The 25,414-nt window shown below is 71.8% G+C and carries 26 protein-coding genes; 8 read left to right on the top strand and 18 right to left on the bottom strand.

The window, feature by feature from the left end; all coding sequences use genetic code 11:
- Positions 1 to 99: 99 nt before the first annotated feature.
- The 7 genes from OG899_RS20770 (at position 100) to OG899_RS20740 (ending at position 7,888) form a co-directional block, all read left to right on the top strand.
- Positions 100 to 909 carry an NAD(P)-dependent oxidoreductase gene (locus OG899_RS20770; protein ID WP_125497479.1) on the top strand — a complete coding sequence of 270 codons (810 nt, stop codon included), beginning with the start codon at positions 100 to 102 and terminating at the stop codon, positions 907 to 909.
- Positions 910 to 1,525: 616 nt separating this feature from the next.
- The gene (locus tag OG899_RS20765; protein WP_125497478.1) at positions 1,526 to 2,296 is read left to right on the top strand and encodes a DeoR/GlpR family DNA-binding transcription regulator; all 771 of its coding nucleotides are present in this window, start codon (positions 1,526 to 1,528) and stop codon (positions 2,294 to 2,296) included.
- 119 nt (positions 2,297 to 2,415) lie between these two features.
- Positions 2,416 to 3,789 (top strand): sugar ABC transporter substrate-binding protein, encoded by a 1,374-nt coding sequence (locus tag OG899_RS20760; protein ID WP_125497477.1) that lies wholly within the window; start codon positions 2,416 to 2,418, stop codon positions 3,787 to 3,789.
- The gene (locus OG899_RS20755) at positions 3,786 to 4,724 is read left to right on the top strand and encodes a carbohydrate ABC transporter permease (protein ID WP_125497476.1); all 939 of its coding nucleotides are present in this window, start codon (positions 3,786 to 3,788) and stop codon (positions 4,722 to 4,724) included. Before OG899_RS20760 ends, OG899_RS20755 begins: the two co-directional genes overlap by 4 nt.
- Positions 4,721 to 5,557, top strand: a complete 837-nt coding sequence (locus tag OG899_RS20750) for a carbohydrate ABC transporter permease (protein ID WP_125497475.1) — start codon at positions 4,721 to 4,723, stop codon at positions 5,555 to 5,557. The genes OG899_RS20755 and OG899_RS20750 overlap by 4 nt, the downstream gene beginning before the upstream one ends.
- Entirely contained in the window at positions 5,554 to 6,543 is a 990-nt protein-coding gene (locus OG899_RS20745; protein ID WP_125497474.1) for a zinc-dependent alcohol dehydrogenase family protein, read from the top strand. Before OG899_RS20750 ends, OG899_RS20745 begins: the two co-directional genes overlap by 4 nt.
- 91 nt (positions 6,544 to 6,634) lie before the next feature.
- Positions 6,635 to 7,888, top strand: coding sequence for a TerD family protein (locus OG899_RS20740; protein WP_406311117.1), 1,254 nt, complete (start codon positions 6,635 to 6,637; stop codon positions 7,886 to 7,888).
- A 31-nt stretch (positions 7,889 to 7,919) separates the two neighbouring features.
- Here the strand turns inward: OG899_RS20740 and OG899_RS20735 are convergent, their stop codons facing one another.
- The 3 genes from OG899_RS20735 to OG899_RS20725 form a co-directional block, all read right to left on the bottom strand.
- On the bottom strand, positions 7,920 to 8,504 hold the full coding sequence (locus OG899_RS20735) for a TetR/AcrR family transcriptional regulator (protein WP_406311116.1): 585 nt from the start codon (positions 8,502 to 8,504) through the stop codon (positions 7,920 to 7,922).
- Between the two features lie 101 nt (positions 8,505 to 8,605).
- Positions 8,606 to 10,048 carry an alkaline phosphatase PhoX gene (locus OG899_RS20730; RefSeq protein WP_125497471.1) on the bottom strand — a complete coding sequence of 481 codons (1,443 nt, stop codon included), beginning with the start codon at positions 10,046 to 10,048 and terminating at the stop codon, positions 8,606 to 8,608.
- 212 nt (positions 10,049 to 10,260) lie between these two features.
- Complete coding sequence (locus OG899_RS20725; protein WP_125497470.1) at positions 10,261 to 11,742, bottom strand: hypothetical protein; 1,482 nt, start codon at positions 11,740 to 11,742, stop codon at positions 10,261 to 10,263.
- A 386-nt stretch (positions 11,743 to 12,128) separates the two neighbouring features.
- Between OG899_RS20725 and OG899_RS20720 the strand changes: the two genes are divergently transcribed.
- Positions 12,129 to 13,964, top strand: coding sequence for an endonuclease/exonuclease/phosphatase family protein (locus OG899_RS20720; protein ID WP_406311115.1), 1,836 nt, complete (start codon positions 12,129 to 12,131; stop codon positions 13,962 to 13,964).
- A 165-nt stretch (positions 13,965 to 14,129) separates the two neighbouring features.
- On the opposite strand, the gene OG899_RS20715 is transcribed toward OG899_RS20720, so the two are convergent.
- The 15 genes from OG899_RS20715 to OG899_RS20645 form a co-directional block, all read right to left on the bottom strand.
- Complete coding sequence (locus tag OG899_RS20715; RefSeq protein WP_406311114.1) at positions 14,130 to 14,876, bottom strand: DUF3618 domain-containing protein; 747 nt, start codon at positions 14,874 to 14,876, stop codon at positions 14,130 to 14,132.
- A complete protein-coding gene (locus OG899_RS20710; RefSeq protein WP_125497468.1) occupies positions 14,873 to 15,325 on the bottom strand; it encodes a phage holin family protein in 453 nt (150 codons plus the stop codon). The genes OG899_RS20715 and OG899_RS20710 overlap by 4 nt, the downstream gene beginning before the upstream one ends.
- Before the next feature lie 56 nt (positions 15,326 to 15,381).
- The gene (locus OG899_RS20705) at positions 15,382 to 16,092 is read right to left on the bottom strand and encodes a hypothetical protein (protein ID WP_125497467.1); all 711 of its coding nucleotides are present in this window, start codon (positions 16,090 to 16,092) and stop codon (positions 15,382 to 15,384) included.
- Positions 16,089 to 16,274 (bottom strand): hypothetical protein, encoded by a 186-nt coding sequence (locus OG899_RS20700; protein ID WP_125497466.1) that lies wholly within the window; start codon positions 16,272 to 16,274, stop codon positions 16,089 to 16,091. The genes OG899_RS20705 and OG899_RS20700 overlap by 4 nt, the downstream gene beginning before the upstream one ends.
- A gap of 508 nt (positions 16,275 to 16,782) precedes the next feature.
- Entirely contained in the window at positions 16,783 to 17,769 is a 987-nt protein-coding gene (gene dapD, locus OG899_RS20695) for a 2,3,4,5-tetrahydropyridine-2,6-dicarboxylate N-succinyltransferase (protein WP_125497465.1), read from the bottom strand.
- A 61-nt stretch (positions 17,770 to 17,830) separates the two neighbouring features.
- Positions 17,831 to 18,367, bottom strand: a complete 537-nt coding sequence (locus OG899_RS20690; RefSeq protein ID WP_125497464.1) for a TetR/AcrR family transcriptional regulator — start codon at positions 18,365 to 18,367, stop codon at positions 17,831 to 17,833.
- Positions 18,367 to 18,687, bottom strand: coding sequence for a multidrug efflux SMR transporter (locus OG899_RS20685; protein ID WP_125497463.1), 321 nt, complete (start codon positions 18,685 to 18,687; stop codon positions 18,367 to 18,369). The genes OG899_RS20690 and OG899_RS20685 overlap by 1 nt, the downstream gene beginning before the upstream one ends.
- 125 nt (positions 18,688 to 18,812) lie before the next feature.
- The gene (locus OG899_RS20680) at positions 18,813 to 19,145 is read right to left on the bottom strand and encodes a metal-sulfur cluster assembly factor (protein WP_125497462.1); all 333 of its coding nucleotides are present in this window, start codon (positions 19,143 to 19,145) and stop codon (positions 18,813 to 18,815) included.
- Entirely contained in the window at positions 19,142 to 19,609 is a 468-nt protein-coding gene (sufU, locus tag OG899_RS20675) for a Fe-S cluster assembly sulfur transfer protein SufU (RefSeq protein WP_125497461.1), read from the bottom strand. Before sufU ends, OG899_RS20680 begins: the two co-directional genes overlap by 4 nt.
- Before the next feature lie 11 nt (positions 19,610 to 19,620).
- Positions 19,621 to 20,877, bottom strand: a complete 1,257-nt coding sequence (locus OG899_RS20670) for a cysteine desulfurase (RefSeq protein ID WP_168131328.1) — start codon at positions 20,875 to 20,877, stop codon at positions 19,621 to 19,623.
- Positions 20,874 to 21,638 (bottom strand): Fe-S cluster assembly ATPase SufC, encoded by a 765-nt coding sequence (sufC, locus tag OG899_RS20665; RefSeq protein WP_125497459.1) that lies wholly within the window; start codon positions 21,636 to 21,638, stop codon positions 20,874 to 20,876. Before sufC ends, OG899_RS20670 begins: the two co-directional genes overlap by 4 nt.
- 7 nt (positions 21,639 to 21,645) lie before the next feature.
- Positions 21,646 to 21,975 (bottom strand): non-heme iron oxygenase ferredoxin subunit, encoded by a 330-nt coding sequence (locus tag OG899_RS20660; protein ID WP_125497458.1) that lies wholly within the window; start codon positions 21,973 to 21,975, stop codon positions 21,646 to 21,648.
- Positions 21,972 to 23,162, bottom strand: coding sequence for a Fe-S cluster assembly protein SufD (sufD, locus tag OG899_RS20655; protein WP_125497457.1), 1,191 nt, complete (start codon positions 23,160 to 23,162; stop codon positions 21,972 to 21,974). Before sufD ends, OG899_RS20660 begins: the two co-directional genes overlap by 4 nt.
- Before the next feature lie 60 nt (positions 23,163 to 23,222).
- Positions 23,223 to 24,644 carry a Fe-S cluster assembly protein SufB gene (gene sufB / locus OG899_RS20650; RefSeq protein ID WP_125497456.1) on the bottom strand — a complete coding sequence of 474 codons (1,422 nt, stop codon included), beginning with the start codon at positions 24,642 to 24,644 and terminating at the stop codon, positions 23,223 to 23,225.
- On the bottom strand, positions 24,641 to 25,402 hold the full coding sequence (locus tag OG899_RS20645; protein WP_125497455.1) for a metalloregulator ArsR/SmtB family transcription factor: 762 nt from the start codon (positions 25,400 to 25,402) through the stop codon (positions 24,641 to 24,643). Before OG899_RS20645 ends, sufB begins: the two co-directional genes overlap by 4 nt.
- Positions 25,403 to 25,414: the final 12 nt, after the last annotated feature.

The following is a 25,414-nucleotide window of genomic DNA, read 5'->3' as shown; positions in this document are numbered from 1 at the left end:
TGTGAATGGCGTCCACGACGCAGAAAATCCCAACACCCCCAACACCCCCGGGCCGTGTCCGCCGCGACGGGACGAACCCCAGGACAAGGAGATCCGCAGATGCCCGCACCCCGCACCGTTCTGCTCACCGGCGCCGCCGGAGGGCTCGGCACCCTGATGCGCGGCCTGCTGCCCGAGTACGGCTACACCCTGCGCCTGTTCGACGTCCGCCCCATCGAGGACGAGCCGGACGCGATCACCGCCGACCTGTGCGACACACAGGCCCTGCGGGAGGCCGTCCGGGGCGTCGACGCGATCGTCCACCTGGCCGGCATCTCCCTGGAAGCCCCGTTCGAGAAGATCCTCAAGTCCAACATCGAGGGCACCTACCACCTGTACGAGGCGGCCCGCGAAGAGGGCGTACGCCGGATCGTGTTCGCCTCCTCCAACCACGCCGTCGGCTACACCCCCCGCCCCCAGGGCGACGACCCGCTCATCCCCATCGACACCCCGCGCCGCCCCGACACCTTCTACGGCCTGTCGAAGTCCTTCGGCGAGGATCTCGCCCAGCTCTACTGGGACAAGCACGGCATCGAGACCGTCTCCGTGCGCATCGGCTCCTGCTTCCCCGAACCGACCAGCGTGCGCATGCTGTCGATCTGGATGAGCCCCGCCGACGGCGCCCGCCTCTTCCACGCCGCCCTGACCGCCGAGAACGTCGGCCACACCGTCGTCTACGGCTCCTCCGCCAACACCCGCCTGTGGTGGGACCTGTCGACCGCACGGGCCCTGGGCTACGAACCCCAGGACGACTCCGAGCCGTACGCCGCCAAGCTCATCGCCGAACAGGGCGAACTCGACCCGGCCGACCCCGCCCACGCCACCCTGGGCGGCCACTTCGTGACGGACCCGCCGATCTGGCCGTACTGAACACGCGGGCGCACGCCGAGCGACGGACGGGCGGGGACCACGGGTGCCGCATCATCCGGCACTCGCGGTCCCGCCGCCGGTTGCCTGTCCCCGCAACAACAGAACGGCCCCTCAGCCGAATCGGGCATCCACAGGGCCAGACCGCTCGAGCCAGTACGTCTGGAGAGAATCCACCCAGTGATCGCCGAGTTCGTGGCGCCCTCGAACGGCTGCCGGCCGACACCGGTCTCAGCGTGCACCCTCCGTCACGCATGACCCGGCATGGGGCCCGGCAGCCCGCCGAACCCGCAGCCCGAAGACGTCGGCCCGCAGAACCCGCACCCCACGGAACCCACAGCCCGCCCCACGCGTTCGAAGGTCGGCGGAAAACTGTCGTTTGCGGGGCAGGACGGGCAGCGAACGGGCAGGTCGGCGCCGTGAACGGGCATCTGCGGGGCCTGTTCCTCTCCGTCGCGGTCACAGCCCCGCAGGTCCGAGGCGGGCACAGCGCACGGCAAACGGGCGTATCCGGGCAGTATCCGCCGGGCAACAGGCCTGGTCAGCGGCGCGTGCGCACAGTAGAACTGTCCCCCGGGAGTCCGAACGGGCAATGAGGCTTGAAGGGCAGGTGTCGGCCATGGGCGCGCGAGGGGCGGAGGAACGCCAGCGGGAGATCGTCCGGATCGCCCGGGCCACCGGCCAGGTCGACGTCACGACACTTGCCGCCGAGCTCGGGGTGGCGAAGGAGACCGTGCGCAGGGACCTGCGCGCCCTCGAGGACCACGGGCTGGTCCGCCGTACCCACGGCGGGGCCTACCCGGTGGAGAGCGCCTCTTTCGAGACCACGCTCGCCTTCCGAGCCACCAGCCATGTCCCCGAGAAGCGCAGGATCGCGGCCGCAGCGGCGGATCTGCTCGGGGACGCCGAGACGGTGTTCGTGGACGAGGGATTCACGCCGCAGCTGATCGCGGAGGCGCTGCCGAAGGACCGGCCGTTGACCGTGGTCACGGCGTCCCTGCCGGTCGCGGGGGTGCTCGCCGGGGCGGAGAACACATCGGTGCTGCTGCTGGGCGGGCGGGTCCGTGCGGGCACGCTCGCCACCGTGGACCACTGGACGACGAAGATGCTGGCCGGCTTCGTCATCGACCTGGCCTACATCGGCGCCAACGGCATCTCCCGCGAGCACGGCCTGACCACGCCGGATCCCGCGGTCAGCGAGGTGAAGGCGCAGGCGATGCGGGTGGCGCGGCGCACGGTGTTCGTCGGGGCGCACACCAAGTTCGGCGCGGTCAGCTTCTGCCGGTTCGCGGAGGTCGGCGCGCTGGAGGCGATCGTGACCGGCACCCTGCTGCCGGCGTCCGAGGCCCACCGCTACGCCCTGCTGGGCCCCCAGGTCGTCCGGGTCTGAGCCGCCGCCCGGAAGCACACGGCACGCGAGGTGACACCTTTCCTATCTCCTTTTGTCTCTTTACAGCTCTGATTCATCACTTAAGTATTTCTTCATCCCCTTACGTCCAGGAGCGATCCATGCGAACCCAGAGCCGACGGCGGCCACCGCGAGCCACACTCGCGCTGGCCGCCGCAGGGACGCTGCTCGCCCCGCTGCTCTCCGGCTGCTGGGTCGGAGCGGGCGGGGCAGGGTCCGGCGGTGACTCCATCAACGTCCTGATGGTGAACAACCCGCAGATGGTCGAACTGCAGAAGCTCACCGCCGCGCACTTCACCAAGGAGACCGGCATCAAGGTGAACTTCACCGTGCTGCCGGAGAACGACGTCCGCGACAAGATCAGTCAGGACTTCGCCAACCAGGCCGGCCAGTACGACGTGGCCACGCTGTCCAACTACGAGATACCGATCTACGCCCGCAACGGCTGGCTGCACCCGCTGGACGACTACGTCGCCGAGGACAAGGACTTCGACCAGCAGGACGTGCTGGAGCCGATGCGCGAGTCGCTGACCGGCGACGACGGCAAGCTGTACGGCGAGCCGTTCTACGGCGAGTCGTCGTTCCTCATGTACCGCAAGGACGTGTTCGCGGCGAAGGGCCTGACCATGCCCGCCCACCCCACCTGGCAGCAGGTGGCGGACCTGGCCGCGAAGGTGGACGGTGCCCGGCCCGGCATGCGCGGCATCTGCCTGCGCGGCCTGCCCGGCTGGGGCGAGCTGATGGCCCCGCTGACCACGGTGGTCAACACCTTCGGCGGCACCTGGTTCGACAAGGACTGGAAGGCGCACCTGGACTCCCCCGAGTTCGTCAGGGCGACGAAGTTCTACGTGGACCTGGTCCGGGCGCACGGCGAGTCCGGTGCCGCCCAGTCCGGGTTCGCCGAGTGCCTGAACAACCTGACCCAGGGCAAGGTCGCCATGTGGTACGACGCCACCAGCGCGGCCGGTTCCCTGGAGGCCAAGGGCTCCCCGGTGAAGGGGAAGATCGGCTACGTGCCGGCCCCGGTGGAGCGCACCGAGTCCTCCGGCTGGCTGTACACCTGGGCCTGGGGCATCCAGAAGGCCTCCCGCAACGCGGACAAGGCCTGGACGTTCGTCTCCTGGGCGTCGAGCAAGGAGTACGAGGAGCTGGTCGGCGAGGAGTTCGGCTGGTCCGACGTGCCCGCGGGCAAGCGCGCCTCGACGTACGACAACCCGGCCTACCGCAAGGAGGCGGCCGCCTTCCAGGAACAGACGAAACAGGCCATCGCGAGCGCCCGGCCCAACGACCCCGGCGTGCAGCCGCGACCCGCGCCCGGCATCCAGTTCGTCGACATCCCCGAGTTCACCGATCTCGGCACCAAGGTCTCCCAGGAGATCAGCGCGGCCATCGCCGGACGCCAGTCCGTCGAGACGGCCCTGAAGAAGTCCCAGAAGCTCGCCGCGAAGATCTCCAAGGAGTACGAGGGACGATGACCGCCACGACCACGGCCCCCGTGGCCGCATCCGCCCCGAGCGGGACGCGGCAGCCCTCCGCCCGGCTGCGCGCCTGGGTCACCCGGGCCCCGCTGCTACCCGCGCTCGTCTTCATGATCGTCGTGACCCAGCTGCCGTTCGTGGCCACGCTGGTGATCTCCTTCTTCGACTGGAACGCGCTGTATCCCAAGGCGCGGCACTTCACCGGCCTGGACAACTACCGCCAGGTCCTCACCGACGGCGCCCTGCGCCACTCGGTGTGGACGACGGTGCTGCTGACGGTCGCGGTGGTGCTGGCCAGCCTGGTGCTCGGGCTGGTGCTGGCGCTGCTGCTGGACCGGCCGTTCCGCGGCCGGGGCCTGGTGCGCACCCTGCTGATCGCGCCGTTCCTCGTCGTCCCGGTGGCCGCCGCGCTGCTGTGGAAGCACGTGCTGTACAACCCGGAGTACGGCCTGTTCAACGGTCTGCTGCACTACGTGGGCGGTCCGCAGCCGGACTGGGTGTCCGACATGCCGCTGCTCGCCGTCGAGGCCTCGCTGGTGTGGCAGTGGACGCCGTTCATGATGCTGATCCTGCTGGCCGGGCTGCAGAGCCGGGACCCGGAGCAGATCGAGGCGGCCCGGGTGGACGGAGCCGGCACCTGGCAGATCTTCGTCCACCTCACCCTGCCGCATCTGCGTCGCTACCTGGAGCTGGGGGCCCTGCTCGGCTCGATCTACATCGTGCAGAACTTCGACGCGGTGTTCACCATCACCTCCGGCGGGCTGGGCACGGCGAACCTGCCGTACACCGTCTACCAGAGCTTCTACCAGGCCCATGAGAACGGCCTCGCCTCCGCCGCGGGCGTCCTGGTCGTCATCGGCTCGATCGTCATCGCGACCTTCGCCCTGCGCGTGGTGTCGTCCCTGTTCCGCGAGGAGGTGTCCCGCGCATGAGCGCCGCGCCGAGCGCCGTCCGACGCCACGGGCTGGGTCTGCTGGCCTGGCTGGCCGGCATCGTCTTCTTCCTGCCCATCGCCTGGATGGCCCTGACGTCCTTCCACTCCGAGGCGGACGCCGCCACCAACCCGCCGTCCTTCACGGCGCCGCTCACCCTGGACGGCTACCGCGAGTTCTTCGGCACCGACGGCGGGGCCAGCCCCTGGCCCGCGCTGATCAACTCGGCGGTGGCGTCGGTGGTCTCCACCCTGCTCGTGCTGCTGCTGGCGCTGCCCGCGGCGTACGCGCTGTCGATCCGTCCGGTGAAGAAGTGGACGGACGTGCTGTTCTTCTTCCTGTCCACGAAGATGCTGCCGGCGGTCGCGGGCCTGCTGCCGATCTATCTGTTCGCCAAGAACGCCGGGCTGCTCGACAACATCTGGCTGCTGGTCGTCCTCTACACCTCCATGAACCTGCCGATCGCGGTGTGGATGATGCAGTCCTTCCTCGCCGAGGTCCCGGTGGCGGTCATCGAGGCGGCCCGGGTGGACGGGGCCCGGCTGCCGGTGATCCTGGCCCGCGTGGTCGCCCCGATCGCCCTGCCCGGCATCGCCGCCACCGCCCTGATCTGCTTCATCTTCAGCTGGAACGAGCTGCTGTTCGCCCGGGTCCTGACCGGCGTGGTCGCCGAGACCGCCCCGGTCTTCCTGACCGGCTTCATCACCAGCCAGGGCCTGTTCCTGGCCAAGGTGTGCGCCGCGTCGCTCGTCATCTCCCTGCCGGTGCTCGCCGCGGGGTTCGCCGCCCAGGACAAGCTGGTCCAGGGCCTGTCGTTGGGAGCCGTGAAATGAAGGCCGCCGTCATCGAGTCCGTGGGCCGTGCCGTCGTCACCGATGTCCCGGACCCGACGCCCGGACCGCGCGAGGTCGTCGTCGAGGTCGCGGCCTGCGGACTGTGCGGGACGGACCTGCACATCCTGCAGGGGGAGTTCGCGCCGAAGCTGCCGATCGTGCCGGGGCACGAGTTCGCCGGTGAGGTGGTCGGCGTCGGCACCCAGGTCACCGAGGTCGCGGTCGGCGACCGGGTGGCGGTGGACCCGTCCCTGCACTGCCACGAGTGCCGCTACTGCCGCACCGGCCACGGCAACCTGTGCGAGCGGTGGGCCGCGATCGGCGTCACCACGGCGGGCGGCGCGGCCCGGTACACCGTCGCCCCGGTGGCCAACTGCGTCAAACTGCCCGACCACGTGCGCACCCAGGACGCAGCGCTGATCGAGCCGCTGTCCTGCGCGGTCCGCGGCTACGACGTGCTGCGGTCCCGCCTGGGCGCCCATGTGCTGATCTACGGCTCGGGCACCATGGGCCTGATGATGCTGGAGCTGGCCAAGCGCACCGGCGCGGCGAGCGTGGACGTGGTGGACATCAACCCGGCGCGGCTGGAGACGGCACGGCAGCTGGGCGTGTCGGCCTGTGCGGCGAACGCGGACGAACTGGACCGGCCGCAGGGCTGGGACGTGGTGATCGACGCCACCGGCAACGCGGCGGCGATCCAGGACGGCCTGAACCGCGTCGCCAAGGCGGGCACCTTCCTGCAGTTCGGCGTGGCGGACTACGCCACCCGGGTCGAGATCGACCCGTACCGCATCTACAACCAGGAGATCACCATCACCGGGTCCATGGCGGTCCTGCACAGCTACGAGCGGGCGGCCGAGCTGTTCGCGAACGGGGTGCTGGACCCGGAGGTGTTCATCAGCGACCGCATCCCGCTCGACAACTACCCCGAGGCCCTTGCCCAGTTCGCGGCGGGCGTGGGGCGGAAGATCGTCGTGGTGCCGTAGAGACGCACGACCGCGGCTGGGGGCGCTTCACTCGTTCGGCAGGTAAGGGAACGGTAAAGCGCCCCCGTTCGTTGGGCCTCACATGACAGCTATGACCCCCGGCTCGAACATGCCTCTCTCCGCCGTGCGCGTGGCGGTGGACGTCGCGGCCCCGGTGCGGCTCGACGTGTCGGGCCTGCTGCTCACCGCCGACGGCAAGGTGCGCTCCGACGACGACTTCATCTTCTACAACCAGCCCACCGGCCCGGGCGTGACCTACCGCTCGGGCGGCGGCACGGCCCCGGACACGATCACCGTGGACACGGCCGCGGTGCCGGCGGACATCGAGAAGATCGTGGTCACCGCCAGCCCGGACGCCGCCGGGCAGACCTTCCAGGGCATCGAGCCCACGGCGACCGTGCGCAACGCCGACGACGGCTCGGTCCTGGCCACGTTCACACCGCCGCAGCTCGGTCCGGAGACGGCGCTGCTGGTCATGGAGATCTACCGGCGCAACGGCCAGTGGAAGGCGCGGGCCGTCGGCCAGGGGTACGCCAACGGGCTGGCCGGGATCGCCACCGACTTCGGTGTCACCGTGGACGAACCGGCCTCCGCACCGGCCGCCCCGGCGCAGTCGGCCACGCCGCCCCAGCCGGTGACGCCTCCGCAGCCGGTGGCCCCGCCCCAGCCGGTGGCTCCGCCGCCGCCCGCGATGCAGGCGCCGGTGGCACCGCCCGCGCCGGCCGCTCCCCCGGCCCCGCAGGCCGCCGCTCCCGCCCCCGGCACCGGCAAGGTGAACCTGGACAAGGGCCGGGTGAGCCTGCAGAAGAACCAGACGGTCTCCCTGGTCAAGGGCGGCCGCCCGCTGCTGTCCCAGGTGCGGATGGGGCTCGGTTGGGAGCCGGCGTTCCGCGGCGCCGACATCGACCTGGACGCCTCCGTCATCGCCTACGGCCCGCAGCGCAACCACATCGACAGCTGCTACTTCGGCAAGCTGACCATCCTCAACGGCGCGATCCAGCACTCCGGTGACAACCTCACCGGCGAGGGCTCCGGCGACGACGAGGTGATCACCGTGGACCTCGGCCGCCTCCCGCAGGAGGTGACCGGCCTGGTGTTCACCGTGAACTCCTTCTCCGGCCAGAAGTTCACCGAGGTCTCCAAGGCCTACTGCCGGCTGTTCGACGGCGTCACCGGCGAGGAGCTGGTCCGCTTCGACCTCACCCACGCCGAACCGCAGACCGGTGTGATGATGGCCAAGCTCATCCGGCAGTTCTCCGGCGAGTGGGAGATGACCGCGATGGGCCGGTTCGTCAAGGCCCGCACGGTGCGGAACATGGTGAAGCCGGCAGCGCAGGCGCTGTAGCCGGGCGCACGGCAGCGGGGAGCGTGCGCCCTCAGTCGCAGGGCGCCGCCGCCGGTTCCAGCCCCTCCATCAGCAGGGTCAGATAGCGGCGGATGCGGCCGCCCGCCTCGTCCGCGAGTTCGGCGGCCGTCGCCACACCGTGGGCCAGGCGCAGCAGATCGACCGGTTCGACGTCGGGGCGCAGGGCGCCGTCGCGCCGGGCCGCCTCCACCAGCCGGGCCGCGGCGCCCCGGACACAGGCGGCGCAGGCGGTGCCCGCGCCCGGCGAGCCGTCCGCGACGGCCGATCCGAGCAGCGCCTTCAGCCCGCGCACCTGCAGGGAGCCCACGCACAGTTCGTACAGCCACGCTCGCAGGGCCTCGCCCGGCGGAAGGCTGTCCGCCAGTTCGCCGGCGCGGGCGGCGATGGCCTCGATGCGGTCGAGATAGGCCGCCTCCAGCAGGGCCCGGCGGTTGGGGAAGTGCCGGTAGAGGGTGCCGGGTCCGACGCCGGCCCGCTTGGCGATGTCGTCGAGCGACGCGTTCTCCCCGTGCTCGGCGAAGGCCTCGGCGGCCGCCTTCAGCAGACGCTCGTAATTGCGCCGGGCGTCCGCACGCATGGGCCTGACCTGCGTCATCCACCTACTCCTTGCCGCTGGAGGCCGTCCGCCCATGCTAACGGGCGCCGCCCGCACGCCACCGGCCCGCCGGGCACCGGGGGCGCGGGCGGCGCCCGGTCTCACCGGCGCTGCCGCTTCCAGGGCCCGGTGATGGCCAGCATGATGCCCGGCTGCTGGATGTTGGCGAACAGGGTCCGGCCGTCCGGGGAGAAGGTGACGCCGGTGAACTCGCTGTACTCCGGTTTCTCTTCGGTGCCGATGTTCACCTCGTTGCGGGCGATGGGGTAGGTGCGGCCGCTCTCCGTGGCGCCGAACAGGTGCTGGACGCCCTCGCCGTCCTCGGCGATGATCAGCCCGCCGTACGGGGAGACGGTGATGTTGTCGGGGCCGTCGAAGGCGCCGTCCTCGTCCGGGTCCGGGTTGATGCCGAGCAGCACCTTCAGGGTCAGGGTGCGACGGGACGGGTCGTAGAACCAGACCTGGCCGTCGTGCCGGCCGGGGCTCTCCTGACGGGCGTAGGAGGAGACGATGTAGGCACCGCCGTCGGCCCACCACATGCCCTCCAGCTTGCGGGCGCGGGTGACCTGGCCGTCGGTGAACTGCTTGCGGACGGAGACCTCCCGGGCGTCGCGGTCGGGCACCGCGACCCAGTCGACACCGTAGACGGTGCCCGTTCTGGTGGCCCGGGACAGGTCGTCGACGAAGCGGCCGCGGGAGTCGAAGCACCGGAACGCCTCCAGCACGCCCGCGTCGTCGGCGAGGGTGCGCAGCCGGCCGCGGCCGTGCCGGAAGCCGTGCGGCGGGGTCCAGCGGTACAGCAGGCCGTTGGGGTTCGAGGCGTCCTCGGTGAGGTAGAGGTGGCCGCGCCTGGGGTCCACGACGACGGCCTCGTGGGCGTACCGGCCCAGCGCCTTGACCGGCTCGGGGTCGCGGTTGGCCCGGCGGTCCTGCGGGTCGACCTCGAAGACGTAGCCGTGGTCCTTGGTCATGCCGTTCTGGCCGGCCTTGTCCTCGGTCTCCTCGCAGGTCAGCCAGGTGCCCCAGGGGGTGCGGCCACCGGCGCAGTTGGTGGAGGTGCCGGCGATGCCGACCCACTCGGCGACCTGGTCGCCGCGCACCTCGACGACCGTGCAGCCGCCGGCGGCGGCCGGGTCGTAGACCAGGCCCTCGGGCGTCGGCACCGGGTGGTCCCAGTCGGCGCGGGGGCCGCCGAGTTCGTGGTTGTTGACGAGGAGGGTGGCGCCGCGCGGGCCGGTGAAGGCGGCGGTGCCGTCGTGGTTCGAGGGCGTGAACTCGCCGGACTCCAGCCGGGTCCGGCCGCTGTAGGTGACGATGCGGTAGGAGAAGCCGGCCGGCAGGGCCAGAATGCCGTCCGGGTCGGGCAGCAGCGGGCCGTAGCCGACCTCGGGGCCGTCGTCTAGTCCTCGCGCGGCGGCCGTGGCGCCGTCGGTGGCGGCGAGGGCGTTCGGCGCGGTGGCGAGGGCGCCTACGCTGCCGGCCAGGGCGATCCCGGCGCCGGTGAGCGCGGACGTCCTGGCGAAGTCCCTGCGGGTGAGCGACATGCTGTCTCCTGTGACGGTGTCGGTGCCGTGGGTGGCGTACCTCAATCCCCGCGCAACCGTCGCGGCCGTGTCTGAACGGCGGTTGAACTCCGGCCGGCCGAGCGGGTGCCGCCTCGGTGAATCCGACGGCACCGTCCCGGCGGCCGGCGGAGCAGCACGAGGAGGCACCCGGCGGCCGGTGGAGCACCCGCGAGGAGACAGCAGCCGGGGCGTCACCTCCCGTGAGCGGAGCGGGCCTTGAAGGCCGCGGTGCGCGCCTGCTTGGCGATCCGGCGGTCCGGGTGCAGCCGTCCCACCGCCTCCAGGACCTGTGCGGTCTGCGGGTGGTCCACCCGCCAGGCCGCGGAGAAGAACCCGCTGTGCTGCTCGGCCAGTCCCTGTACCAGGGCGTGCAGTTCGTCGACGTCGCTGTCGGCCGCCAGCTGTGCGGCCACGGTGTCGATGGTGAGCCAGAAGACCAGCTCCTGCGACGGCGGCGGCACGTCGGGAAGGCCCCGCTCGGTCAGCCACACCCGGGCCAGCCCGCCCAGTTCGGCGTCGTCCAGCACCTCGCGCAGCGCGGGCTCGGCCTCGGTGCCGATCAGCGACAGTGCCTGCTGGCAGCGCAGCCGGCGCAGCGGGGCGTCCGCGTCGGCTCCGCGCGCGGCGGCCAGCAGGTCCCGTGCCGCGTCGGCCGGGGCGCGGCGGGCCAGCCACTGCTCGGTCTCCGCGTGGGCGGCGGCGGGCGGGTAGCCGGCGAGTCCGGCGAGCAGCGCGTGTGCGCCCTGGTCGGCCAGGTCGCCGAGCGCGGGCGCCCGGTGCCCGGCCTCCAGCAGCCGGGCGCGCAGCCCGTACACCCCGAGCGGGGTGAGGCGCACGATGCCGTAGCGGGCGACGTCCGTGTCGTCGACGGGCGCGGCGCCGCGGCCGGTCGCCGCGGTCCGGTCCGCCGTGTCCCCGGGGTCCGACAAGGCGGTGTCCGCGTCCGCGGTCGCGGCGTCCGTCAGCACCGTGGTGTCGACCGGTTGGTACTCCACCAGCCCGGCCGGCTCCAGCAGCCGGAACTGCCCGTCGAGCCGCAGCAGCGCCTGGGAGACTTGTTCCAGGACGGCGTCGGAGGGCTGCCGCAGATCGCCGGGGCGGATCACGGACGCGGCGAGCGCGGGCAGCGGCACCGGTGCGCCGGACGGCTCGTCCTCGGCGGCGGTGAGCGCGTACAGCTCGGTCAGCACCCGGTCGAGGAAGTCCGCCCGGGCGCGCGCGGTCAGGCCGCGGGTGGACCAGTAGGCGGGGCCGGGCTCGTCGTACAGGTCGTCCGGGCCGGGCGCGCTCGCCTCGGCCAGCACGGTCTGCAGCGCCGTCCGCCACACGGTGAGCACGTCCTGCGGGGAGCCGCCGGTGAGCAGGCGCAGGTTCGGCCCGGCGGCGACGGTGCCCCGGTCCTCGTCGGTGATTGCCACCAGGCCGGTGTCCAGGGCGATCCGCCACGCCCGGGCGGCCGCGTCCGTCGCGTCGTCCCCGGTCAGGGCGAGTTCTTCGGCGGCGGCGGGCAGCTGCTCGGCCACCAGGGCACCCTGGGCGTCGACCCGGGTGCCGGGGCCGGCCCAGCGGGCGAGCCGGGCGGCGCGGGACAGCAGCGAGGTGGTGAGGGCGTCCCGCGCCAGCTGCGGCTCGGAAGCCGGACGCACCGGCGGCAACGGGGACCTGTCGGACATCGGCTGGTTCTCCTGATGGCGGTCCCGAGGGGACCTGGGACGGCCCGGGACCCGAGGGCCCGGGGGTGGTCGGGGCGCCGGCGGACCCGGCGCGGGAAGCCGGACGCCCATGGTGTCGAGGCTCGTGTGCCCCGGCCGCTCAGCCTAGACGGATTTCCACCCATGCCGCCCGGTTCATCTCCCGGTCACGGTGCGTTCCGCGGAGACGTCCTTGACAACTGCCCTGGAGACACTGGAGATTGACGCGCGTAGAAGCAGCGGGCGGCATCCGTCGCCGCCCGCCCCTTTCGTGCACGCGCGTCGCCGCACCGCCGGTCGCGGCCCGCGCGTTCGTCCGTCCGCTCCACCCCGTCCCGGTGCCTCGTCACGTCCTCGGAGGAATCCAGGTGCCCAGAGCGTCTTCCGCGCGTCTCGCCGCGCTGACCGTCGCCGCGGTCTGCGGTGCGACCCTCGCCGCCCAGACGACCGTGCTCACCACGCCCGCCCACGCGGTCTCCGTGCGTATCCACGACATCCAGGGCACCACCCGGCTGTCGCCCTACGCCGGTCGGCAGGTCACCAACGTGCCCGGCATCGTCACCGGTGTGCGCGCCTACGGCTCGTCCAAGGGCTTCTGGATGCAGGACCCCAGCCCGGACGACGACCCGGCCACCAGCGAGGGCGTCTTCGTCTTCACCGGCTCCACCCCCGAGGTCGCGGTCGGTGACGCGGTGACGGTGACCGGCACCGTCTCGGAGTACGTCCCGGGCGGCACCGAGTCGGGCAACCAGTCGGTGACGGAGATCACCAAGCCGGCCGTGACCGTCGTCTCCCACGGCAACCCGGTGCCCGCCCCGGTGGTCGTCGACGCCCGGTCCGTCCCCGACGCCTACACCCCGGCCGGAGACCCGGCCGCGAACAACTCCATCAACGCGCTGCCGCTGCGGCCGTCGGCCTACGCCCTGGACTACTACGAGTCCCTGGAGGGCATGAACGTCCAGGTCGCCGACGCCCGCGTGGTCACGGCCACCGACCCCTACAACGAGCTGTGGGTGACGGTGAAGCCGGACGAGCACCCCAGCAGCCGCGGCGGCACGGTCTACGGCTCCTACGACGCGCAGAACACGGGCCGGCTGCAGATCCAGTCGCTGGGCTCCGCCGACGACTTCCCGGTGGCCGACGTCGGCGACACCCTCGCCGGCCCCACCACCGGCCCGCTGGACTACAACCAGTACGGCGGCTACACCCTCGTGGCCGACCGCATGGGCACCCTGCGCAAGGGCGGCCTGCAGCGCGAGACGACCCGCAAGCAGTCCCCCGGCGAGCTGGCGGTGGCCACCTACAACGTGGAGAACCTGGACCCGTCGGACACCACGTTCGCCGCGCACGCCGACGCGATCGTGCACCGCCTGCAGGCGCCCGACATCGTCTGCCTGGAGGAGATCCAGGACGACAACGGCGCCACCGACGACGGCACGGTCAGCGCGGCGAAGACGGTCAGCACGCTGATCGACGCGATCGTCGCGGCCGGCGGCCCGCGCTACGACTGGCGTTCCGTCGACCCGGTGGACGGCCAGGACGGCGGCGAGCCCGGCGGCAACATCCGCCAGGTGTTCCTGTTCAACCCGGCGCGCGTGTCCTTCACCGACCGCCCGGGCGGCACCTCCACCACCGCGGTCGGGGTCACGAAGATCCACGGCAAGGCGGCCCTGACGGCCTCCCCCGGCCGGATCGACCCCGCCTCCGACGCGTGGACGTCCAGCCGCAAGCCGCTGGCCGGCGAGTTCGTCTTCCGCGGCAGGACCGTGTTCGTGATCGCCAACCACTTCGCCTCCAAGGGCGGCGACCAGGGCCTGACCGCCCAGTACCAGCCGCCCGTGCGCAGCTCGGAGGTGCAGCGCCACCGGCAGGCGGCCGTTGTGCACGACTTCGTGGCCCGGCTGCTGAAGGTGCAGAAGAACGCGGAGGTCGTCGTCCTCGGTGACCTGAACGACTTCGAGTTCTCCGACACCGCGAAGATCCTCGAGGGCGACGGCGAGCTGTGGTCGGCGATCAAGTCGCTGCCGAAGAACGAGCGGTACACCTACACCTACCAGGGCAACCAGCAGGTCCTGGACCAGATCCTGATCAGCCCGCAGATCCGCCGGGCCGGCCGCTTCTCCTACGACAGCGTGCACATCAACTCGGAGTTCCACGACCAGATCAGCGACCACGACCCGCAGGTGCTGCGGTTCCGTCCGTGAGCGGGGTCCGCCCGTGACGGCCGCCCCGGCCGAAGGGACGGGGCGGCCGTCGGTGTCTGCGGTGTCTGTGGCGTCCGGTGTCTGAGGTGCCCGCGGTGTCCGGTGTCCGTGGTGTCTGCCCGGTGGCCGCCGGTCAGGGGACGAGAGCGGCGGCGGACGGATCGCTCAAGGGCACCGGGTGTGCCGGCGGGCCAGCAGGCCCCAGGTCACCAGCGCCGTGCCCGCCGCACCGGCGAGCGCCACAGGGACGGGGTGGCGGCGGCAGGTCCGGAAGGCACCGCCGACCGGACGGCTGACCGCGTGCCCGGCCCGCCCGGCGGTCTCCCGCAGCCGCTGCCCGACGTGTCCGGCGCGCTGCTGCACGCGCTGTGGTGCGGGGTGCTCCGCCTGTCCGGCGCGCTCCGGTACGGTGCGCTCCGCCTGTCCGGTGCCCTCGTGCGCCCGGTGACCGGGCGGTGCGACGCCCTCGGGCGCCCCGTGACCGACCGGTGCGGCGCCTTCGTGCGCCCGGTGACCGGGCGGTGCGACGCCCTCGGGCGCCCCGTGACCGACCGGTGCGGCGCCTTCGTGCGCCCGGTGGCCGACGCGTCCGATGCCCTCCTGGGCCCGGTGCCCGGCCCGGCTCGCCGTCTGCTGGGCGCGCTGCCCGGCGTGGCCGATCCTCTCCTGGGCGCGGTGGCCCGTCTGTGCGGCGGAGGTGCGCAGCCGGCCGGTCATCGCGCCGGCCTTGTCCCGCAGGCCGGTCGCCCGCGCCCGGGCACGGCCCTTCACATCCGCCTTGGCCGCCAGCTCCTCGACCGTGTCGCCGAGCCGACGCCGGGTCTCCTCGATCTGCTGCCGCAGCTCGTCGGGGCCTTTCGCACCGACGGAGCGCGCGGCGCCGGCGTCCGCCCGCTGCATCCTGTCCGTCATCGGTGGTGCGCCCTTTCCTTGATCACCTCGACATCGGCCCGGACGCTGCCGATCGCCCGCTGCGGTGTGGGCGGGCCGACCTGCCGCAGCTGGGCCCGTCCGACCAGGGCCAGAAGCCCGGCGATCAGAAACAGCGCACCGGCCACGACCAGCGCCGCCGCCCACACAGGCAGCACCAGCGCCAGCGCCGCACCGGCCGCTGCGGCGAGGGCGAACAGGCCGACGTAGGCCAAGGCGCCCGCAGCGCCCAGCAGCCCGCCGCCGCGCCCCGCACGCTTGCCCTTGGCGGTCAGCTCCGCCTTGGCGAGGGCCGCTTCCTGCCGCACCAGCTGGGAGATCTGTTCGGTGGCCTGGTGGACGAGTTCTCCCACCGAGCGGTCGCCCGCGCGGTGACCGTCCGCCCGGCGGCGGTCGTCGCGCACCCCTGTGGCGTCGATGGTCCCGGTCACGTCTGTCCCGCCTCCTTCCGGTCCGGAACACCCCGGGTACCCCCGCGCGCCGTCCGCTATCCGTGGTCCGCACCCGGACCGCGGTCGCCCAGCCGCGCCAGCTGGGTCTGGAACCAGTCCAGTCGAGCCTGCAACAGGGCTGCCTCGGCGACCAGTTCGGGCAGCCCGAGCGGGCCGGACCCGCCCGCGCCCACGGGAGTACCGGGCTCCGCGGCGGCGGCACCGCCGGTTCCTTCCGCCGCGAGGACGCGCAGCCCGTCCCCGGCGAGGCGGGCGAATGCCGCGAGGGTGAGGGAGATGCGCCCGCGCACACAGCCGGCGCACGCGCCGGTCAGCGCCCGCAGCCCGGGCCGGCCCCAGCCCGCATCGGCCAGCGCGACCGGGCGCGCCCCGCAAGGACAGGGCCCGACCGTCATGGTCCGCACCCGCTGGCGCGCGTAGCGGAAGCCGCGCTCGTAACGGAGGTAGGCGCCCAGCACCCGCACCTCGAGCAGCGCGGCACCGCGATGCTCGGCGGTGCACAGCAGGCCCTCGGCGGCCGTGCGGTCGTGCAGACAGTGGAACCCGCAGTCGCACAGCCGGGCGGGCGGCCGGTGCCGGCGCCCGTACACGCAGCCGGCGTCGGCGACGACGGCGTACGGCTCGGCACCGCCGAGCGAGACCCCGGTGAAGCCCGCCCAGGTGCCGTCCTGCGAGAGCACCGGGAAAGCGATCTTGTATCCGGTCGGCGGCTGGGGCGGGCGTTCCCTCGGCAGCCGCAGCCTCATCGGGCGGAGGGCGCCTCGTGGGGCACATGCTCCGCGGCGGCCCGCACCGCGCGGCCGGTCCCGGTGCGTTCCCTCCCGTGCTGCTCGCCGTGCTGTTCGCGCTGCTCACGCTGCTCGAGGGCGACCCCCGGCTCCTGCTCCTCCTGCGCGAATCCGGTGGCCAGTGCCTTGCCGAGCTTCATGACGCCTCCATGAGCTGCCGGTCGGTGACCTCGGCACCATGGTGACCCATACGGGCGGGTTTGCCCACAGGGCGCCCGGGCGACCGTGGAGCAGTACTCACCCGCGGAGGCCGGGTGAACGACGTGGATCTGCACCCGCGGAGGCCGGGTGAACGACGTGGATCTGCACCTGCGGTCGCCTGCCGCTCCGCCCCTGGGCCGCGTCCCGTGCGCGCCGTGGTCACGCCGCTCGCCGCCTCGGCGAGGCTCGGATCACGACGGTGCCCGGCTGGATGCGGCGGCCCGCCGGCCGGCGCCGTGCCGCGTCGGATGCGGCCGGAGGCGTTCGGCGCGGGCGGCCTGCTCCCCGACGGGCCGTCGCGGTCGTCGACCTGACGACGCGTTCGGTCCGCACGGCCGGTCACCGCAGAGCCGAGCGACCGGAAGCCGAGCGAACGGAAGCCGGGTCAACAGCCCCCCGCGGGCCCGGCGTTGGGGGACGGCCGGGCCCGCGGACGAGCGCGGTGCGTCAGTTGTGCTGGTGCAGCACCTCGTTCAGGCCGCCCCAGACCGCATTGTTGGGGCGGGCCTCGACCGCGCCGGTGACCGAGTTGCGGCGGAAGAGGATGTTGGAGGCGCCGCTCAGCTCACGGGCCTTGACGATCTGCCCGTCGGGCATGGTCACCCGGGTGCCGGCGGTGACGTACAGGCCGGCCTCGACCACGCACTCGTCACCGAGCGCGATGCCCACGCCCGCCTCGGCGCCGATCAGGCAGCGCTCGCCGATGGAGATGACCACGTTGCCGCCCCCGGAGAGGGTGCCCATGGTGGAGGCGCCGCCGCCGATGTCCGAGCCGTCGCCGACGACGACACCGGCGGAGATGCGGCCCTCGACCATGGAGCTGCCGAGGGTGCCGGCGTTGAAGTTGACGAAGCCCTCGTGCATGACCGTGGTGCCCTCGGCGAGGTGGGCGCCGAGGCGGACCCGGTCGGCGTCGCCGATGCGGACGCCCTTGGGCACGACGTAGTCGGTCATCCGCGGGAACTTGTCGATGGAGGTGACCTGCAGGTGCAGGCCCTCGGCGCGGGCGTTGAGGCGCACCTTCTCGATGTCGTCGACCGCGACCGGGCCGAGCGAGGTCCAGGCGACGTTGGCGAGGTGGCTGAAGATGCCGTCCAGGGACAGGCCGTGCGGCTTGACCAGGCGGTGCGAGAGCAGATGCAGGCGCAGGTAGACGTCGTGGGCGTCGATCGGCTTCTCGTCCAGCGAGGCGATGACCGTGCGGACCGCGACCACCTCGACACCCCGGCGGGCGTCCGGGCCGACGGCCGCCGTCGCACCGCCGCCCAGCAGCTGCGCGGCCTGCTCGGCGGACAGCCGCTCGGTACCGGCCGGTCCGGGCTCATCGGTCAGCTCGGGCGCGGGGAACCAGGTGTCGAGGACGGTGCCGTCGGAGGCGATCGTGGCAAGGCCGGCGGCCACGGCGCCGGTGGTGCGTGCAGCAGACTCGGTCATGGGACAAAACCTAACGTGAGCGGGCTGGTGAGGGCGAACCGCGTCCGTCTGCCGGGCGGCGTCAGGCGATCAGCCGGGCGAGGGCGTCGCGGGCGTAGTCCTCGTCGTACGGCCTGCCGGTGAGCAGCGCCTCCAGGCAGATGCCGTCCATCAGGGCCACCAGCGCGCGGGCGGTGACGGTATCGGTGCGGCGGGCGAGCAGGGCGGCCAGGACACCGGCCCACTCGGCGGCGACCGGGCGCAGCGCGGGGCGGCGCAGGGCGGCCAGATACAGCTCGTACTCCAGCTCGAGCCTGCTGCGGTCGCCCCGCAGCCACTCGCCCATCCAGGCCGCGAGTTCGGCAGCCAGGTCGGTGTCCGGGTCGCTCAGCGAGCGGCGCGCGGCGACGGTGGCGGCGAAGTCCTCGCCGGCCTGCCGCAGGGCGGCCAGGAGCAGGTCGTCGAGGGTGGCGAAGTGGTACGTCGTGGAGCCCAGGGGGACGTCCGCCTCGGCGGCCACCGAGCGGTGGCTCAGCCCGGCGATGCCCGCGCGGGCGACGACGCGGATCGCGGCGTCGATGATCCGCTGCCGGCGCTCGGGGTCCCAGCGGCGGGCCATCAGTGGGCTCCGCCGAGGTTCAGCACCACCACACCACCGATGATCAGAGCGATGCCGGCGACCTTGGCGGGAGTGAGTCCCTCGCCGAAGAGCAGCAGGCCGAGCGTGGCGACGGCGGCGGTGCCGATGCCGGACCAGATGGCGTAGGCGGTGCCGATGGAGACGGACTTCAGGGTCTGGGCCAGCAGCGCGAAGGACAGCACATAGCCGAGAAGGGTGATCAGGGACGGTCCGAGCCTGCTGAAGCCCTCGCTGTACTTCATGGCGGTGGTGGCGGCGACTTCCGCGGCGATGGCGCCGGCGAGCATCACGTATCCCATGATCGGAGCGTACCGGCGGTATGTACACCCGTACACAACGAGGGTGACAGAAACGGCGAGGCCCGGGCGGACCTCGCCGTTCCGTGCTGTTCAGCCGGTCTGTCGGACGGTGGACCAGCGATCTGTCAGACGTTGAACCCGAGCGCGCGCAGCTGCTCGCGGCCCTCGTCGGTGATCTTGTCGGGGCCCCACGGCGGCATCCAGACCCAGTTGATGCGCAGCTCGTTGACGATGCCCTCGGTCGCGGACCGCGCCTGGTCCTCGATGACGTCGGTCAGCGGGCAGGCCGCCGAGGTCAGGGTCATGTCGACGGTGGCCACGTTGGAGTCGTCGATGTGGATGCCGTAGACCAGCCCCAGGTTGACGACGTCGATGCCCAGCTCGGGGTCGACGACGTCCATCAGGGCCTCGCGGAGTTCCTCCTCCGAGACCGGCTTCATCTGGGCGGTGTCGCTCATGCCGTCTTCCTTTCGGCCTCGGCGCCGGCCAGCGCCTGGGCCGTCGCGTCCTTCCACGCCATCCAGCTCAGCAGGGCGCACTTGACCCGAGCCGGGTACTTGGACACGCCGGCGAAGGCCACCGCGTCCTCCAGCACGTCCTCCATCGCCTCGTCGGGCTCGATCCTGCCCTTGGACTGCATCAGCTCCAGGAAGGTCTCCTGGATCTTCTGCGCCTCGGCGAGGTCCTTGCCGACGAGGAGCTCGTTCAGCACGGAGGCCGACGCCTGGCTGATGGAACAGCCCTGCCCCTCGTACGAGACGTCCTGGATCGTCGTGCCGTCGTACTTGACGCGAAGCGTGATCTCGTCGCCGCACGTCGGGTTCACGTGGTGCACCTCGGCGTCGCCATCCCTGAGACCCCGCCCGTGCGGGTTCTTGTAGTGGTCCAGGATGACGTCCTGGTACATGGAGTCCAGCTTCACGCCTCAGCCCCTCATCCGAAGAAGTTCCGTACGTGCTCCAGGCCGTCGACCAGAGCGTCGATCTCGGCCGGCGTGGAGTACAGATAGAACGACGCCCGCGTGGTCGCAGGAATTCCGTAGCGGAGGCACACCGGGCGGGCGCAGTGGTGGCCCACGCGCACCGCGATGCCCTGCTCGTCCAGGACCTGCCCCACGTCGTGCGGGTGGATGTCGCCGAGGGTGAAGGAGATCGCCGCACCCCGGTCCTCGGCCGTGGCCGGGCCGATGATCTTCAGGTCGGGAACCTCCGCGAGCCGCTTCACCGCGTACTCGGTGAGGGCGTGCTCGTGGGCGAGGACCTTGTCCATGCCGATGGCGTTGAGGTAGTCGATGGCCGCGCCCAGGCCGACCGCCTGCGCGATCGGCGGGGTGCCGGCCTCGAACTTGTGCGGGGCCGGGGCGTAGGTCGAGGAGTGCATCGACACCGTCTCGATCATCTCGCCGCCGCCGAGGAACGGAGGCAGGTCCTCCAGCAGTTCCTGGCGGCCCCAGAGCACCCCGATGCCGGTCGGGCCGCACATCTTGTGGCCGGTGAAGGCCACGAAGTCGGCCTGGAGGGCCTGCACGTCCAGCGGCATGTGCGGGGCCGCCTGGGAGGCGTCGACGCAGACCAGGGCGCCGACCTCCTGGGCACGGCGGACGATCTGCTCCACCGGGTTGACGGTGCCGAGGATGTTGGACACCAGCACGAAGGAGACGATCTTCGTCTTCTCCGTGATGATCTCCTCGATGTTCGACAGGTCCAGGCGCCCGTCGTCGGTCAGGCCGAACCACTTCAGCTTCGCGCCCGTGCGCTGCGCCAGCAGCTGCCAGGGAACGATGTTGGAGTGGTGCTCCATCTCCGTGATGACGATCTCGGTGTCGGCGTCCACCCGGTAGGGCTCGTCGGCCCAGCCCAGCATGTTCGCCACGAGGTTCAGCGACTCGGAGGCGTTCTTGGTGAACACCACCTCGTCACGGCTGGGCGCGTTGATGAACGCCGCGACCTTGTCGCGCGCGCCCTCGTACAGCGCCGTGGCCTCCTCGGCCAGCACGTGCACGCCGCGGTGGACGTTGGCGTTGTGCTGTTCGTAGTACTCGGAGAGCACGTCGAGCACCTGGCGCGGCGTCTGCGAGGTCGCCGCGTTGTCCAGGTACACCAGCTTCCGCCCGTCGTGGACCAGGCGGTCCAGGGTCGGGAAGTCCTTGCGGATCGCCTCGGTGTCGAGGAGGCCCGGCAGCTGTGTCACGCGGATGCGCCACCCTTCACGTACGCCTCGTAGCCCTCGTTCTCCAGCTTGTCCGCCAGCTCCGGCCCACCGGACTCCACCACGCGGCCGCCGGCGAACACGTGCACGTGGTCGGGCTTGATGTAGCGCAGGATGCGCGTGTAGTGGGTGATGAGCAGGGTGCCGACCTGGCCGGTCTCGCGGACGCGGTTGACGCCCTCGGAGACGATGCGCAGCGCGTCGACGTCCAGACCGGAGTCGGTCTCGTCGAGGATCGCGATCTTCGGCTTGAGCAGCTCCAGCTGGAGGATCTCGTGGCGCTTCTTCTCACCGCCGGAGAAGCCCTCGTTGACGTTGCGCTCGGCGAAGGAGGGGTCCATGTGGAGACGCTCCATGGTCTCCTTGACCTCCTTGACCCAGGTGCGCAGCTTGGGGGCCTCGCCGCGGATCGCGGTGGCGGAGGTGCGCAGGAAGTTGGAGACGGAGACGCCCGGGACCTCCACCGGGTACTGCATCGCCAGGAACAGGCCCGCACGGGCACGCTCGTCGACGGACATCGCCAGCACGTCCTCGCCGTCGAGGGTGACGGTGCCGCCGGTGACGGTGTACTTGGGGTGACCGGCCAGCGAGTAGGCGAGGGTCGACTTGCCCGAGCCGTTGGGGCCCATGATGGCGTGCGTCTCACCCTGCTTCACGGTCAGGTCGACGCCCTTGAGGATCTCCTTCGTGGCGTTGTCGGCCTCGACGGTGACGTGCAGGTCTCGGATTTCAAGCGTTGCCATGGGTGCCTCAGGACTCCTGGGAGAGGGAGACGAGCACGTCGTCCCCTTCGATCTTTACGGGGTATACGGGGACCGGACGCGTCGCCGGAAGTGCGTCGGGCTTACCGGAACGGAGGTCGAAGCGCGAGCCGTGCAGCCAGCACTCGATGTGGCAGTCGTCGACCTCGCCCTCCGACAGCGAGACGTTCGCGTGCGAGCAGATGTCGTGGATCGCGAACACCTCGCCCTCGGCGGTGCGCACCACGGACACGGGCGTGCCGTCGATCTCCACCCGCTTCGGGGTGTCGTCCTCCAGCTCGCTCAGCCCGCAGACGCGTACGAAGGCGGCGTTGCTCATGCGACCGAGGCCTCCAGCTCGTGCTCGATCTTGGCGAGCAGGCGTTCCTCGATGTCCTTCACGCCGATCTGCTGGACCAGCTCGGCGAAGAAGCCGCGGACCACCAGGCGGCGGGCCTCGCTCTCCGGGATGCCGCGGGCCATCAGGTAGAACAGCTGCTCGTCGTCGAAACGGCCGGTGGCGGAGGCGTGGCCGGCGCCGACGATCTCGCCGGTCTCGATCTCCAGGTTGGGCACGGAGTCGACCCGGGCGCCGTCGGTGAGCACCAGGTTCCGGTTCATCTCGTAGGTGTCGGTGCCCTCGGCCTTGGCCTCGATGAGCACGTCACCGATCCACACCGCGTGCGCGTCGTCGCCCTGGAGCGCGCCCTTGTAGGCGACGTTGGACTTGCAGTGCGGAGCGCCGTGGTCGACGAAGAGCCGGTGCTCCTGGTGCTGGCCGGCGTCGGTGAAGTACAGGCCGTACAGCTCGGCCTCGCCGCCGGGGCCGGCGTAGTTCACCCGCGGGTGCAGCCGGACCAGGTCGCCGCCGAAGGTGACGACCACGGACTTGAAGGAGGCGTCCCGGCCGACCAGCGCGTTGTGCTGGGCGACGTGGACGGCGCTGTCGTCCCAGTCCTGCACGGAGACGACGGTGAGCTTGGCGCCGTCACCGAGGACGTAGTCGACGTTCGCGGCGAGCACCGCGTCACCGGTGTGGTCGATGACGACGACGGCCTCGGCGAACGCGCCCAGCTCGACGACCTGGTGGCCGAAGGCGGTGCCGCCCTCGCCGTGCACCGCGATGCGGATCGGCTCGGTCAGCACGGTCTCCTTCGGCACGGTCACCACGGACGCCTGCTCGAAGGCGGAGTACGCCTGGGCGGCGACACGGTCCACGGGGGTGCCGGCCTTGCCGAGCCGCGGGTCGTCGCGGCCGACGGTCTCGACGGTGACGCCCTCGGGCGCCTCGACGACGACCTTCACGCCCTGGCCCGTGGCGACGGCGGTGCCGTCGTGCAGGCCGCGCAGGCGCTCCAGCGGGGTGAACCGCCACTCCTCCTCGCGGCCGTGCGGGACGGGGAAGTCCGCCACGTCGAAGGACGGCGGCGCGCTCATCCGCGTGGCCACGGTCGACTCGGCGGCGACCGCGATCTGGCCCGCGGTGGTGGATCCCACGGGGGTGGGAGAGTTCTGGGCCTCAGCCATGGCTGTCGTAATGCTCGCTTTCCGTTGCGTATGGGGCTGACGGGGGTGCTGCGGCGGCGGTCAGCCGACCGCGCCCTCCATCTGCAGCTCGATCAGCCGGTTGAGCTCCAGCGCGTACTCCATGGGCAGCTCCTTGGCGATCGGCTCGACGAAGCCGCGCACGATCATCGCCATCGCCTCGTCCTCGCTCAGACCACGGCTCATCAGGTAGAAGAGCTGGTCCTCGGAGACCTTGGAGACGGTGGCCTCGTGACCCATGGACACGTCGTCCTCGCGGACGTCGACGTAGGGGTAGGTGTCGGACCGGGAGATGGTGTCCACCAGCAGCGCGTCGCACAGCACGTTCGACTTCGAGCCCGGGGCGCCCTCGCCGATCTCGATCAGACCGCGGTAGGAGGTACGGCCGCCGCCGCGCGCCACCGACTTGGAGACGATGTTGGACGACGTGTTCGGCGCCATGTGGACCATCTTGGCGCCGGCGTCCTGGTGCTGGCCCTCGCCGGCGAAGGCGATGGACAGCGTCTCGCCCTTGGCGTGCTCGCCCATCAGGTAGACGGCCGGGTACTTCATCGTCACCTTGGAGCCGATGTTGCCGTCGATCCACTCCATGGTCGCGCCCTCGTAGGCCACGGCGCGCTTGGTGACCAGGTTGTAGACGTTGTTCGACCAGTTCTGGATGGTCGTGTAGCGGCAGCGGGCGTTCTTCTTGACGATGATCTCGACGACCGCGGAGTGCAGCGAGTCCGACTTGTAGATCGGCGCGGTGCAGCCCTCGACGTAGTGCACGTAGGCACCCTCGTCGACGATGATCAGGGTCCGCTCGAACTGGCCCATGTTCTCCGTGTTGATGCGGAAGTAGGCCTGCAGCGGGATCTCCACGTGCACGCCCGGCGGCACGTAGATGAAGGAGCCGCCGGACCACACGGCGGTGTTCAGCGCGGCGAACTTGTTGTCACCGGCCGGGATGACGGTGCCGAAGTACTCCTTGAAGAGCTCCGGGTGCTCCTTCAGCGCGGTGTCGGTGTCGAGGAAGATGACGCCCTGCTGCTCCAGGTCCTCGCGGATCTGGTGGTAGACGACCTCCGACTCGTACTGGGCGGCGACACCGGCCACCAGGCGCTTCTTCTCCGCCTCGGGGATGCCCAGCTTGTCGTAGGTGTTCTTGATGTCCTCGGGCAGATCCTCCCAGGACTCCGCCTGCTTCTCCGTGGAGCGCACGAAGTACTTGATGTTGTCGAAGTCGATCCCCGACAGGTCCGAGCCCCAGTTGGGCAGGGGCTTCTTCTCGAAGAGCCGCAGGCCCTTCAGGCGGAGCTTGGTCATCCACTCCGGCTCGGACTTCTTGGCGGAGATGTCCCGGACGACGTCCTCGTCCAGGCCGCGACGCGCCGTCGCGCCGGCCACGTCCCGGTCGGCCCAGCCGTATTCGTACTTGCCCAGGCCCTCGAGTTCGGGGTGGGCAGTCTCCGTGGGGAGAGTCATGCGGGGTTCCTCCCGGCCGTGCTAGCAGATGCGGTGTCGCTGGAGTCGGAAATCTTGGGGATGAACGTCGTGCAGACGCCGTCGCCGTGGGCGATGGTCGCCAGCCGCTGGACGTGGGTTCCCAGCAGTTCGGCGAAGACCTCCGTCTCCGCCTCGCACAGCTGCGGGAACTGTTCCGCGACGTGGGCGACCGGGCAGTGGTGCTGGCAGAGCTGCTCGCCCTGCTGCGGGAGGGGCGCGCTGCGCGTTGTAGCAGCGTACCCGTCCGCGCTCAGCGCCTTGGCCAGTGCTTCGGCGCGCCGGCCGGGGCCTGCCTTCTCGATCGCCTCGCGGTACGCGCCGGCCTGCGCGGCGAACCGGGCCCGGGCGAAGGCGGCGACCGCGGCGCGGCCGCCCTCCCGCTCGGCGATCCAGCGCAGCGCGTCCACGGCCAGCTGGTCGTAGGACTGGTCGAAGGCGTCCCGGCCGCAGTCGGTGAGCGCGAACACCTTGGCGGGCCGGCCGCGCGACCGCGTGCCGTACACCCGGCGCTCGCGCGCCTCGACCACGTCGTCGGCGACCAGGGCGTCCAGGTGGCGTCGCACGGCCGCCTGGGTCAGGCCCAGCCGTTCGGCCAGCTCGGCGACGGTCGACGGGCCGTGGTCCAGGATGGACCGCGCGACCCGGTTGCGGGTGGAGCGATCCGCGCGCAGCCCGGCCGCGAGCTCGTCCTGAGGGGCCCCCTGGGGGGTCTCCCGAGCCTCGCCGACGTTTTTCACAACGCCATTGTT

It is taken from the genome of Streptomyces thermoviolaceus, from assembly GCF_045209695.1.
GTDB lineage: Bacteria > Actinomycetota > Actinomycetes > Streptomycetales > Streptomycetaceae > Streptomyces > Streptomyces thermoviolaceus.
The sequence above is the reverse complement of the archived record's forward strand: the minus strand, read 5'-3'. Positions and strand labels throughout refer to the sequence as shown.

Bases quoted from the DNA above. Each gene is read 5' to 3' on its own strand.
- OG899_RS20705 (WP_125497467.1), bottom strand. From the start codon at position 16,092: ATGAGGCTGCGGCTGCCGAGGGAACGCCCGCCCCAGCCGCCGACCGGA.
- OG899_RS20725 (WP_125497470.1), bottom strand. From the start codon at position 11,742: ATGTCCGACAGGTCCCCGTTGCCGCCGGTGCGTCCGGCTTCCGAGCCG.
- sufB (WP_125497456.1), bottom strand. From the start codon at position 24,644: ATGACTCTCCCCACGGAGACTGCCCACCCCGAACTCGAGGGCCTGGGC.
- OG899_RS20765 (WP_125497478.1), top strand. From the start codon at position 1,526: ATGGGCGCGCGAGGGGCGGAGGAACGCCAGCGGGAGATCGTCCGGATC.
- OG899_RS20740 (WP_406311117.1), top strand. From the start codon at position 6,635: ATGACCCCCGGCTCGAACATGCCTCTCTCCGCCGTGCGCGTGGCGGTG.
- OG899_RS20730 (WP_125497471.1), bottom strand. From the start codon at position 10,048: ATGTCGCTCACCCGCAGGGACTTCGCCAGGACGTCCGCGCTCACCGGC.
- dapD (WP_125497465.1), bottom strand. From the start codon at position 17,769: ATGACCGAGTCTGCTGCACGCACCACCGGCGCCGTGGCCGCCGGCCTT.
- OG899_RS20770 (WP_125497479.1), top strand. From the start codon at position 100: ATGCCCGCACCCCGCACCGTTCTGCTCACCGGCGCCGCCGGAGGGCTC.
- OG899_RS20715 (WP_406311114.1), bottom strand. From the start codon at position 14,876: ATGACGGACAGGATGCAGCGGGCGGACGCCGGCGCCGCGCGCTCCGTC.
- OG899_RS20745 (WP_125497474.1), top strand. From the start codon at position 5,554: ATGAAGGCCGCCGTCATCGAGTCCGTGGGCCGTGCCGTCGTCACCGAT.
- OG899_RS20660 (WP_125497458.1), bottom strand. From the start codon at position 21,975: ATGAGCAACGCCGCCTTCGTACGCGTCTGCGGGCTGAGCGAGCTGGAG.
- OG899_RS20690 (WP_125497464.1), bottom strand. From the start codon at position 18,367: ATGGCCCGCCGCTGGGACCCCGAGCGCCGGCAGCGGATCATCGACGCC.
- OG899_RS20700 (WP_125497466.1), bottom strand. From the start codon at position 16,274: ATGAAGCTCGGCAAGGCACTGGCCACCGGATTCGCGCAGGAGGAGCAG.
- sufC (WP_125497459.1), bottom strand. From the start codon at position 21,638: ATGGCAACGCTTGAAATCCGAGACCTGCACGTCACCGTCGAGGCCGAC.
- OG899_RS20685 (WP_125497463.1), bottom strand. From the start codon at position 18,687: ATGGGATACGTGATGCTCGCCGGCGCCATCGCCGCGGAAGTCGCCGCC.
- OG899_RS20680 (WP_125497462.1), bottom strand. From the start codon at position 19,145: ATGAGCGACACCGCCCAGATGAAGCCGGTCTCGGAGGAGGAACTCCGC.
- OG899_RS20755 (WP_125497476.1), top strand. From the start codon at position 3,786: ATGACCGCCACGACCACGGCCCCCGTGGCCGCATCCGCCCCGAGCGGG.
- OG899_RS20750 (WP_125497475.1), top strand. From the start codon at position 4,721: ATGAGCGCCGCGCCGAGCGCCGTCCGACGCCACGGGCTGGGTCTGCTG.
- OG899_RS20760 (WP_125497477.1), top strand. From the start codon at position 2,416: ATGCGAACCCAGAGCCGACGGCGGCCACCGCGAGCCACACTCGCGCTG.
- sufD (WP_125497457.1), bottom strand. From the start codon at position 23,162: ATGGCTGAGGCCCAGAACTCTCCCACCCCCGTGGGATCCACCACCGCG.
- OG899_RS20735 (WP_406311116.1), bottom strand. From the start codon at position 8,504: ATGACGCAGGTCAGGCCCATGCGTGCGGACGCCCGGCGCAATTACGAG.